This window comes from Microcystis sp. M44BS1, assembly GCF_020244875.1.
GTDB classification, from domain to species: domain Bacteria; phylum Cyanobacteriota; class Cyanobacteriia; order Cyanobacteriales; family Microcystaceae; genus Microcystis; species Microcystis panniformis.
In genome coordinates, this window is record NZ_JADBVM010000235.1 from 15,809 (window position 1) to 27,847 (window position 12,039).

The 12,039-nt window shown below is 42.0% G+C and carries 4 protein-coding genes; all 4 read right to left on the reverse strand.

Annotated elements, in window-relative coordinates:
- Window positions 1–22 precede the first annotated feature (22 nt).
- The 4 genes from IM515_RS18205 to IM515_RS18220 all read right to left on the reverse strand — a co-directional run bounded on the left by IM515_RS18205 (window position 23) and on the right by IM515_RS18220 (window position 12,020).
- Window positions 23–844: a sulfotransferase gene (locus tag IM515_RS18205; RefSeq protein WP_287627163.1), complete on the reverse strand. Its 822-nt coding sequence runs from the start codon at window positions 842–844 to the stop codon at window positions 23–25.
- A 101-nt stretch (window positions 845–945) separates the two neighbouring features.
- Entirely contained in the window at window positions 946–1,701 is a 756-nt protein-coding gene (locus IM515_RS18210; RefSeq protein ID WP_287627162.1) for a Uma2 family endonuclease, read from the reverse strand.
- Between the two features lie 181 nt (window positions 1,702–1,882).
- The gene (locus IM515_RS18215; RefSeq protein ID WP_287627160.1) at window positions 1,883–2,575 is read right to left on the reverse strand and encodes a Uma2 family endonuclease; all 693 of its coding nucleotides are present in this window, start codon (window positions 2,573–2,575) and stop codon (window positions 1,883–1,885) included.
- A gap of 97 nt (window positions 2,576–2,672) precedes the next feature.
- On the reverse strand, window positions 2,673–12,020 hold the full coding sequence (locus IM515_RS18220) for a DUF8696 domain-containing protein (RefSeq protein ID WP_502881976.1): 9,348 nt from the start codon (window positions 12,018–12,020) through the stop codon (window positions 2,673–2,675).
- Window positions 12,021–12,039: the final 19 nt, after the last annotated feature.

Below are 12,039 nucleotides of genomic sequence, written 5' to 3' on the forward strand. Positions count from 1 at the left end.
TTGTATTATTTTTTGTATTAAGTCACAGACGACCGGGGTAGAAAGTCAGATAAAACCAAGTAAAGCTTTGTTTTAAGGTAATTTCAAAGAGATCAGGTAGGGTATAGTAAACTAAGGTTTTATTAGGATTATAGGATTCTTCTATATACTTACCGAATGATTCAGAGTAACTCGGTAATTGTGAGTTAACTTGAGTTACATTGAGGGTAATGGGGTCAAGGTTTAACCATTTTATTAATTCTGTTAATACCTCTTTGGGATCGGTCATTAAATGTTCATAGACAACATAAAATAATCTTTGTTGTAAGTTGGTTTCTAAGTCTTGTAGTTGTTGCATTGTGTTGAGAACAGAACCGATCGCCCCTTGATTACTAAATAATTGTTGAGCGCGTTCTGCCTTGGAAAGAGAGGCTAATTTTTCGGGAAAATCTAGTAAAAGGGTTTTTTGATGTTGGGTTTCAATAGCACCGTAAATTTGCCCTAATTCTCGGACAAAAACCACCATTCTAAAGTCTGGATCAATAAGGTTTATTAATTCTAGGTTTTGTAACCATTGGGGATGAATATCAACGATCCAAGGTTGGGAAATGGGGGAAAACCAACCATTAATAAATCCTCTAAGGGCTGAGAGCGATCGCTCATGAGTAAGGTTAAAATCTTGATTGAGATGGTTAAACGTTTGAGGGTTAGTGCTAATAAAAGTACGAAAGTTAACTAGGATGTCACACAAAGGCGATCGCCTAGATTGAGTATAAATATCGGGGTGTTGTGCTAAGAGTTGACTGAAAAAATACGTCCCCGAACAAGGTAATCCGGTTAGATAAAGTAGATGGCGATTGAGCATAAAATTAAATAGAGGTATAATTTGAGTATTTGTAGAGATATTGCAGACAAAATCTCTAAGAAAAAAGGGGAGTAAACTGGTTAGAAGATCAAGTTAGACACTCATAAAGTATCGGGATCAATTCCCAGAGAACGGATATATTCAGCTAAACGTTCAGCTTTTAAACACTCTTGTTCTAATTGTAAACTTGCTTGTTCAGCTTTAAGACGCTCTTGTTCTAATTGTGAGCTTGCTTGTTCAGCTTTAAGACGTTCTTGTTCTAATTGTGAGCTTGCTTGTTCAGCTTTTTGAGATAATTCAATAAAGGTTAGAAATTTCTGTCCATCTAGACTATAAATTTCTAACTCAGTTTCGGTTAATTCAAACTGGATTTTTAAACGAGGACTAACCCATCTGTTAATCTGGGGTATAGAGCTTAATATCTCCTCTTGTCTCAACCATCCTTTGAGATTATTAGTATCAGGATCATAGAGATAGTATTCTTCCACTCCATAACGTTGATAAAAGAGTAGTTTTCGCTCCATTTCTTCTAAGCTGTTAGAGGGTGAGAGAATTTCAAAGACGACTTGAGGGGCGATGTTATCTTCTTCCCATTGTTTATAGGAACCTCGTCTCCCTTTAGGACGGCCAAATACTACCATAACATCAGGAGCAACCGGTCCCGTAATTTTTTTATCTTGGACGGGATACCATAAGAGATCTCCCGCAATAAAAACTAAGGGTGAGTCAGCAAATAAAATTTCTATATTTTCTTTTATCTTGACGATCCATTCATATTGTTCGGTGTTATCGGCCATGGGTTTACCGTCACTATCAGGGTATTCAATATCTGGATCAATAGCTGGTATAAAAGTCATAATTTATACTCCCTGCTTACTTGTCTTGAAATTATAGCACGATCAGTAAGTAGGTAGGCATAATTAAACGTTAAATAGAAAAATTCGTAGTGAAAGGCTCTAGCCCTCTTATGGTCAAGGTTTCAATCCCGCCGATGGTTGACTAAAACTTTACTTTATTTATGCCCACCTACTTACTTACTCATAAAGTATCTGGATCAATTCCCAGAGAACGGATATATTCAGCTAAACGTTCAGCTTTTAAACGCTCTTGTTCTAATTGTAAACTTGCTTGTTCAGCTTTTAAACGCTCTTGTTCTAACCGTTGAGATAACTCGATAAAAGTTAAAAACTTCTGTCCATTTGGATCATAAATGTCTAACTCGTTTTCTGTCAATTCAAATCGGATATTTAACCGTGGACTAACCCATCCTTTCATCTCTGGAATAGAGTTTAATAGTCCTTCCCGTCTCCACCATCCTTGTAAATGATTAGACTCAGGATCATAAAGATAATATTCTTCCACTCCATAACGTTGATAAAAGAGTAATTTTCGTTCCATTTCTTCTAAACTGTTAGAAGGGGAGAGAATTTCAAAAACCACTTGAGGACTAATATTATCTTCTTCCCATTGTTTATAAGAGCCTCGTCTTCCTTTCGGCCTACCAAATACCACCATAACATCAGGAGCAACCGGTCCAGTAATTTTTTTATCTTGGACGGGATACCATAAGAGATCTCCCGCAATAAAAACATCAGGGGAATGAGCAAATAGTATTTCTAGGTTTTCTTTAATTTTAACGATCCATTCATATTGTTCGGTATTATCGGCCATGGGTTTACCGTCACTATCGGGGTATTCAATATCTGGATCAATAGTGGGTATAAAGGTCATAACTTATACTCTGAGGTTATTTGTCTTAAATTGTAATTGGTCGGGGCAGGTACGGGACCCCCCGTACCTGCCTCCCATAGCGCCCACACCACGCAACTTAGAAAATGAAGTTATTATTGTTATTCAGCGTAGTAATATCCACTCCTCTAACGAGAATAAAACTTATCGGTCTTGCAGAACCAACTCCATCAGGGTCAATTTGCAGAAGGGTATTACTTCCTTGGGCCAAGAAACGGACATATTGATCACTGATGGGACTACTTCCTAAATAACCAATATTATCCAAGACTGCCCCTAGGTCAATTTTATCCCCAGTGCCAAAGTCATTGATAGTATCTCCGGCATCGGTAATACTGGTATAAACAAAGCGATCGCTTCCTCCTCCTCCAGTGAGGTTATCTTTTCCCTGTAAGCCAACAATAACATCATCCGCACTGGTACCGGTGATGGTGTCAATGGTTTGTTTACCGGCAAAAGGCATAATAGCAAGGTTAGCGGTATGGGTTAGGACTTGTTGGTTACTATCAATTACAGTGTAGTCAAAGGTTGCCATCCCTAAGAAGCCGGGGGTAGGCGTAAAGAGGACTTGATTATTAGCCATGCTCACAGTACCATTGACCGCATTGCCTACAGAGTCAAGGGTTAAGTTACTGACACCGCTTTGTAAATTGTTAAGCGAGATGTTAATATCTCGGTTTTGGAAATAGCTATGCACTTCTAAGGGGGTTTCGGTGGTTGCGCCTTGGGAGTCTGTGGTTTTTACCCTGACATTATAACGACGGCCATTATCAAAGTCTAACCAAGTTTTGAATTGTAACTGGTTGTTGACCACTTGGAAGCGTCCGTTATCGGTGCTACCGGTTCCGGTGACTAGGGTATAGGTAGTCGCGTCATTGGTATCGGAGTCATTATTGCTCAGGTTAGCTAAACTGGTGTCAATGGGGCTATTTTGGGTGAAACCGCGATCTGTTAAGGCGACGGTAGTAGGTGCGTCATTTTCTCCGGTAAGGGTAATGGTAACGGTGCCTGTATCAGTGAGGTTATTATTATTACGGATTTGATAGGTAAAGCTATCTGTCCCCGTTTGACCGGTGCCTAATCCCTTAAATTGGCCATTGGGGTCATAGTTAAAGGTACCATCACTATTGAGGGTGACTAGGGCCCCTGATATTAAGGTAATTTGTTGACCGATCGCCTCTGACTTACCATCAACTGCGATAATTGTCAAGGGGGATGAGTTAAAGTCTATATCTGCACCCCGTCCATTGTTACTAAAGACGTTACCGGTTAGGGTTTGGTTTTCTGTGCGGGTGAAGTCATCGTTAGCGGCAGCCGGGTTAATGGGAGCAACAGCCGCTTGAACTTGGGTAGTCAGGTTAGTTCCGGTATTTTGGTTAACCACATCGGTTAGGGTTTGAGTGCCGGCGGTTGCGTCTTTAAGATCACTTGCTACATTATTGATGGCAACTTGACGAGCTTTATAGATTTGGGCAACGGCTTCTTGAGGTGTCATGCTATTGGTAGCATCAAGAATCTGTTGGTTACTCGCCGCCATTACTTCAAGGAGTTGGGTTTGGTTGTCGGTGACAGCTTGTACATTAAGGGTAGGTTCTTGAGCTTGTAAATCGGCGATAGAGTTAGTGAGAATGGTACTCAGTTCACTGGTATCACTAAAGTCAATGGTTTGACCTAAACTCGCTTTATCTAGGATTTGTTGCTGTATTGATTGTATAACAGCAGTTTGTAAGGCGCTAGAAGATTGATCGGGTAAGGTGCCCTGTAAAGCTGCTGCCATTTGAGTAATTGCGGTTTGAATAGCAAATAATTTGCTAAGTAGGGTTACACCGTCGGGATCTCCATTCGCCGCCGCTACCACCGGATCAAAGGTTCTCAGATCAAGGGTAGGAGACAAACCAAAAGCGGTTTTGATAGTCTCTTGGACTGATGGGGAAAGAGTTGAGAAATTGAAGTTTTCTAGCTTGTAGCTACTGTAATCTATGCCACTATCTTCGAGGACAAGATTAGCCGGAGTGGGTTCATTTTGAATGACTATGGGGCTATTCTCGGCACTCAGAGTCACTAAATTAGCTGGTAACGCACTGGTTTGGGTGTTTGCGATCACTTTTGTCCAACCATTAACAGCTTGGGTATTAATATTATCGCCAATGGCATTTTGACCGGTGCCACCGCTAGAGGCAAAGTTATTGGTGAAGGTGGTATTAGATGAGATATTAACATAAGTGCGCGTATTATAATTATAGATAGCGCCCCCGAATCCTGAAGAACCCTCAGTTCCCTTGGCTGCATTATCAGTAAAACTGGAGTTTTGAATCTCAAGATTGCCACCATAAATAAAAATCGCCCCACCCATACCAGCACTGGCAGTACCAGTTGCGCCATAGCCACCGGTACCCTGTCTTGTGGAAGGGATGACTGTACCACTGCCCGCCTTACCAGCAGCAGCGCCATAGCCACCAAAGCCAGAACCGCCACGCGCTCTCCCATTACCCCCATTGCCACCTGCACCGCCAAAGCCCCCATTGCCACCTGCACCACCATACCCCAAAAAATCGTTGCCCTGAGCACTATTATTGCCCCCATTGCCACCAGCACCCCCATAGCCACCATCACCCCCATAGCCACCAAAGTCCTTGTTGAAATTGCTACCATTGCCCCCATTGCCGCCAAAGTCCCCATTGCCACCAAAACGCCCAACATCAAAAAGCAGCGTTGGGTCCGGGTGCTTAACCCCATCTGGTTGATTGCTGCCATTGGTCCCTGTTAATCCCAAGTTGCCTCCCCCTTTACCAAGAGAACTTCCGAGGGCTTGATTATTGGTAAAAGAGACTTGATTGATGGCGACATTCCCGCCATAGATGAACATAGCGCCTCCCATCCCAGCCCCACCGTTACCGGGGTTAGCGACTCCTCCTCGAAGGGTAAGATTCTTAAAGGTGACATTCCCCGATTTAACGAAAAATATGGGACGATCTGAGGCATCGACTGTATTATTATTATTATTGTCCCCGCTAATAGTATAGTTACCGCCCTCAAAAGTAATATCGCTATCAATTAACGGTACCATCCGCTTGAGTGATTCCCCAAAATTAAGGCGGACATTCGTTTGCAGGGAGATAATATCGAAACCTTTGCGGGTGTTAGCGGTTTTAATGGCCCAACTAAGCGTTCCTTCGGTTGTTCCTAAACCATCATCGGTTGATTGAGTGACTTGGATTAGAGGATTATAGATGGCGTTAGTGGTGCTACTATAAACCTTTTCTGAGGTACCATTGCCATCAGTGTAGCTAACCCCTACCCGTACTTTGTTACCGGCAAAAGCATCTGTCAGCAACAAACTATTATTAGTAGCACCATCTATATCCGTCCAAGTTGTGCCATCAGTGGTCTGTTGCCATTGATAACTGAGAGTTCCTAGTCCATCAGCATCCGCTAGGGTATTAGTAGCGGTTAGGGTTTGATTAGTGACGGCTGTTCCGGTAAGAGTGACACTACCTGTAGGGGTATCATTCACATTAGCGACTTGAGCCGTAGGGCTACTATTAACGGTTTCTAGAGTACCATTGCCATCCGTATAACTAACCTGTAGCCGTACATATTTCCCAACTTGAGCATCACCCAGAGTTAAGCTGGTATTGGTAGCACCACTAATATTAGTCCAAGTTGTACCATCAGTGGTTTGTTGCCATTGATATTTGAGGGTTCCTAACCCATCAATATCAGCTAGGGTATTAGTAGCGGTTAAGGTTTGATCTTCTGTGACAGTACCAGTAAGAGTGACACTACCCGTAGGGGTATCATTAATATTAGCTATTTTAGCTGTAGAGCTACTATTAACGGTCTCTAGAGTACCATTGCCATCAGTATAACTAGCCTGTAGCCGTACATATTTCCCGACCAGAGCATCACCCAGAGTTAAGCTGGTATTGGTGGCACTACTAATATTGGTCCAAGTTGTGCCATTGGTTGACTGTTGCCATTGATAGTTAAAAGTTCCTAACCCATCAGCATCCGCTAGGGTATTATTAGCGGTTAGGGTTTGATCTTCTGTAGCAGTACCAATAATAGTGACACTACCTGTAGGAGCATCATTAATATTGGTCACCGCAGTGGTAGCATTACTATTAACGGTTTCTAGAGTACCATGACCATCCGTATAGCTAACTTGTACCCGTATCTGTTTAGCAACCTGAGCATCTCCCAGAATTAAGCTAGTATTAGTAGCACCATTAATATTGCTCCAATTTGTGCCATCCGTTGACTGTTGCCATTGATAGTTAAAGGTTCCTAAACCATCCACATCTTCTAAGATATTAACGGTGTTTAGGGTTTGGTCTTCTCTGACTGTTCCCGTAATAGTGACACTCCCTGTAGGAGCATGATTAAAATAGGCAACTTTACTGGTTGGCAGACTATTAACCGTTTCTAAAGTCCCGTTTCCATCGGTATAACTGACTTTTACCCGCACAAACTGATTAACTTGAGCATCTCCCAAAGTTAAGCTAGTGTTCGTAGCACCACTAATATTAGTCCATGTTGTGCCATCGGTTGACTGTTGCCATTGATAATTCAAGGTTCCTAGTCCATCGGCATCGGCTAAGGTATTGGTAAGGGTTAGGATTTGGTTTTGTGTGGCGATGCCATTGATTGTGATACCGCCTGTGGGAGAATCATTAACGTTGACTACCTTAGCAGTGGGGGTACTGTTAACGGTTTCTAGAGTGCCATTACCATCGGTATAACTAACCTGTACCCGTACATATTTCCCGACTTGAGCATCTCCCAAGGTTAAGCTACTATTGTTAGCACCGTTAATATTGATCCAAGTTGTGCCATTGGTGGACTGTTGCCATTGATAAGTGAACTCTCCAAGTCCATCAGCATCCGCTAGAGTATCAGTAGCGGTTAGGGTTTGGTCTTCTGTAACGATTCCATTGATAGTAATGGTACCTGTGGGAAGATCGTTAATATTAGCCACTGCATCAGTAGGCAGACTATAAACGATTTCAGAGAATCCTCGTCCATCAATATAGCTAACTTGTGTTCGGATATATTTTCCGGGTTGAGCGTCTCCTAGAGTGAAGCTAGTATTAGTGGCACCACTAATATTTGTCCAAATTGTGCCATCCGTTGACTCTTGCCATTGATAATTGAGGGTTCCTAGTCCATCAGCATCGGCTAAGGTATGATTAGCGGTTAAGGTTTGGTCTTCTTCAACGATTCCACTGATAGTAACACTCCCTGTAGGGGGACGATTAACATCAGCCACTTGACCGGTGCTATTACTGTAAACTGTTTCTGGAGTACCATAGCCATCGATATAGTTAACCCGTACCCGGACATATTTATCAAGTTGTGCCTCTCCCAGAATTAAGCTAGGATTGGTAGCACCGTTAATATTTGTCCATGTTGTGCCATTGGTGGACTCTTGCCATTGATAATTGAGGGTTCCTAGTCCATCAGCATCCGCTAAGGTATTATTAGCGGTTAAGGTTTGATTTTTGATGGTTGCCCCGGTAATAGTGACGCTACCTGTAGGGAGGTCGTTAATATTAGTGACTAGGCTGGTTATGTTACTATTCGCCGTTTCTAAAGTACCATGACCATCGACGTACTGAACTCGTACTTGTATATATTTTCCAACTTGAGCATCTGCCAAAGTTAAGGTAGGATTAACAGCATCGTTAATATTGGTCCAATTTGTCCCATCCGTTGACTGTTGCCATTGATAGTTAAGGGTTCCTAAACCATCAACATCCGCTAAGGTATTGGTAGCGGTTAAGGTTTGGTCTTCTGTCGCCGTTCCAGTAATCGTTACATTACCTGTAGGAGCATCATTAACATTAGTAACGGCACTGGTAGCACTACTATTAACGGTTTCTAGATTACCATAACCATCGGTATAGCTAACCTGTACCCGCACAAACTGACCCACTTGAGCATCCGAAAGAGTTAAGCTACTATGGGTAGCACCACTAATATTCGTCCAAGTTGTCCCATTAAAAGATTGTTGCCATTGATAACTGAGGGTTCCTAGTCCATCAGCATCGGCTAAATTATTAGTAGCGGTTAGGGTTTGGTCTTCTGTAGCTGTACCGGTAAGGGTTACACTCCCAGTAGGAGCATCATTAACATTAGTAACCGTATTGGTAGCACTACTATAGGCGGTTTCTAGCGTACCATAGCCATCAGTATAGCTCACCCGAACTCGTACTTTTTTCCCAACTTGAGAGCCGGAAAGAATTAAGGTTGTATTGGTAGCACCACTAATATTTGACCAAGTTACGCCATTGGTTGACTGTTGCCATTGATAACTGAGGGTTCCTAGTCCATCAGCATCCGCTAGGGTATTCGTGGCGGTTAGGGTTTGTTTTTCTGTGGCGGTTCCGGTAAGGGTTACACTCCCGGTAGGAGCATCATTAACATTAGTAACGGCATCAGTAGCACTACTATTAACAGTTTCTAGCGTACCATGGCCATCAGTATAGCTAACCCGTACCCGCACAAACTGATCAATTTGAGCATCCGAAAGCGTTAAGGTACTATTGGTGGCATTAGTAATATTTGTCCAATTTGTGCCATCAGTGGACTGTTGCCATTGATAATTGAGGGTTCCTAGTCCATCATCATCTGCTAGGGTATTCGTAGCGGTTAGGGTTTGGTCTTCTGTGGCAGTCCCGGTAAGGGTTACACTCCCGGTAGGAGCATCATTAATATTAGTAACGGCACTGGTAGAACTACTATAAACCGTTTCTAGATTACCCTTGCCATCAGTATAGGTAACTTTTACCCGTACTTGTTGGTTAACTTGAGCATCTGAAAGCGTTAAGGTACTATTGGTGGCATTAGTAATATTTGTCCAATTTATACTATCAGTGGATTGTTGCCATTGATAATTAAGGGTTCCTAGTCCATCAGCATCCGCTAGGGTATTAGTAGCGGTTAGGGTTTGGTCTTCTGTGACTGTCCCGGTAATCGTGACGCTGCCAGTAGGAAAATTATTAAGGGCGAGAACTTTTTGTGTAGGATCACTATAAACCGTTTCTAAAGTACCAGTACCATCAGTATAGGTAACTTTTACCCGTATTTGTTGGTTAAGGTAAGCCTCGGTCAAAGTTAGGGTACTATTGGTAGCACCATTAATATTCGTCCAATTGATGCTATCAGTGGATTGTTGCCATTGATAATTTAATGCTCCTAGTCCATTATCGGCATCGGCTAAATTATTAGTAGCGGTTAAGATTTGGGTAGTTCTGGGTACACCCTCAAGGGTTACTTTGCCAGAGGGGGATGTATTTAATATCCCTGTTGTTCCCAAAACCGCTAAGGCCGAGTTTTCTATATTGTTGTGTACATCAAAACTCTGTAGCGTCTTGGCACTGTTTACCCAAACTCTTACCCCAAACAAGGAAACGGTAGGGTAATTAGTCCATCTCAATGGATTATTATAAGAATAATCAACGGTAGCACGATCATTCCCATCTGGTCGAGCTGGTTGTAAGCCGGTGTCGAGATAATAGAGATCCTTTGATTGGGTAATTGGAGTCTGCCAGTTGGAAATAGAGTAGTTACCCGTTGTTTCGCTAGTTCCATCGGTGTAATGTAAGGTTAGGGAGAAATTAGTACCCTGCGCTGAGGTGACAGCTAGATGAATTGAACTATATTGACCATATTGATTGGTGGGAAGATTAACTGTAGAATTCTGTAGTCCATTGAGGAGAACTGCATTGTTGCCATCATCAGCATTGTTATACCCTAGTTGAATCTCTGGATGATAAGTATTTGCAGGGAAAAATCCATCATCGGGTAATCCATGAACTGCTGCTGGATAGGTAGCCTGATAACCATCGGGATTTCCGTACCGGTCATAAAGCTGAGTGTAGGTTACAAAAAACTTATTGGTGTAGTTAGCGTATGATTGAGTAGATAAACTCGCCCACGATCCGTATATTGAGCTTTGAGTTGTGTCTATGTGGTCTATAGACCACCATTCCTCGTAGTAACGGCTATTGTTGACAATAAGATCAGCAGTTGGATTAATATTAAAGTTAAAGATACTGGTATCAACTGCACTGCTAGGATTGCTATAAACCGTTTCTAGGACACCATTGCCATCAGTGTAGCTAACCTTTCCCCGTACATATTTCCCAAGTTGATCCCCTCCCAGAGTGAGGATGTTATCGGTGGCACCATTAATATTTGTCCAAGTTGTGCCATTAGAAGATTGTTGCCATTGATAATTTAATACCCCTAAAACATCAACATCTGCTAAATTATTGCTCATGGTTAGGGTGTTGTATATACGAGATGTTCCTGTAACAGTAACACTGCCTGTAGGGGTGCTATTAACATTAAAGACTTTACCGACAAAACCACTATTAACGGTTTCTGGGGTACCGTAACCATCAGTATAGTTAATTTGTAGCCTTACATATTTCCCAAGTTGAGCTTCTCCTAGTGTTAAGGTCGTATTGTTAGCACCACTAATATTTGTCCAATTGGTTACATCAGAAGATTGTTGCCATTGATAAGTTAGGGTTCCTAAACCCTCAGCATCCGCTAGGGTGTTAGTAGCGGTTAGGGTGTTAAATATTTGGGATCTTCCTGCAATATCTATGCTACCTGTAGGAGCATCATTAACATTAGCGACTATACTGGTAGGACTGCTATTAACCGTTTCTACAACTCCATAACCATCAGTATAACTAACTTGTAATCTTACATATTTACCAACTTGGTTATCTCCTAAAGTTAAGGACTCCAAAGAGCCAAAATGAGTGGATATAACCGTCCAATTTGTACCATCAGAAGATTGTTGCCATTGATAAGTTAGGATTCCTAAACCATCAGCATCTGCTAGGGTATTAGTAGCGCTTAAGGTTTGATCTTCTGTTCCTGTACCCGTAAGAGTTAGACTACCTGTAGGCGCATTATTCGGATGAGTGATGACACTGGTAGGCAGACTATTAACGGTTTCTAGAGTCCCATAGCCATCAGTATAACTAACTTGTACTCGTACTTGTTGGCCCACTTGAGCTTTAGCAAGAATCAAGTTAGCATTAGTGGCACTACTAATATTCGTCCAATTTGTGCCATCAGAAGATTGTTGCCATTGATAATTTAGGGTTCCTAAACCATCAGCATCCGCTAAATTATTACTAGCGGTTAGGGTTTGGTTATCTTGAGTTATCCCGGTAATATTTACACTGCCTGTAGGAGTATCGTTTATGTTAATAACTGGAATGGTAGAGTCACTATTAACGGTTTCTAAAGTCCCTTTGCCATCAGTATAACTAACTTGTACTCGTACATACTTCCCAACTTGCTCATATCCCAAAGTTAAGCTAGTTGTATTAGTAGCACCACTAATATTAGTCCAATTTGTCCCATCCGTTGATTGTTGCCATTGATAATTTAGGGTTTCTATTCCATCAGCATCCGCTAAA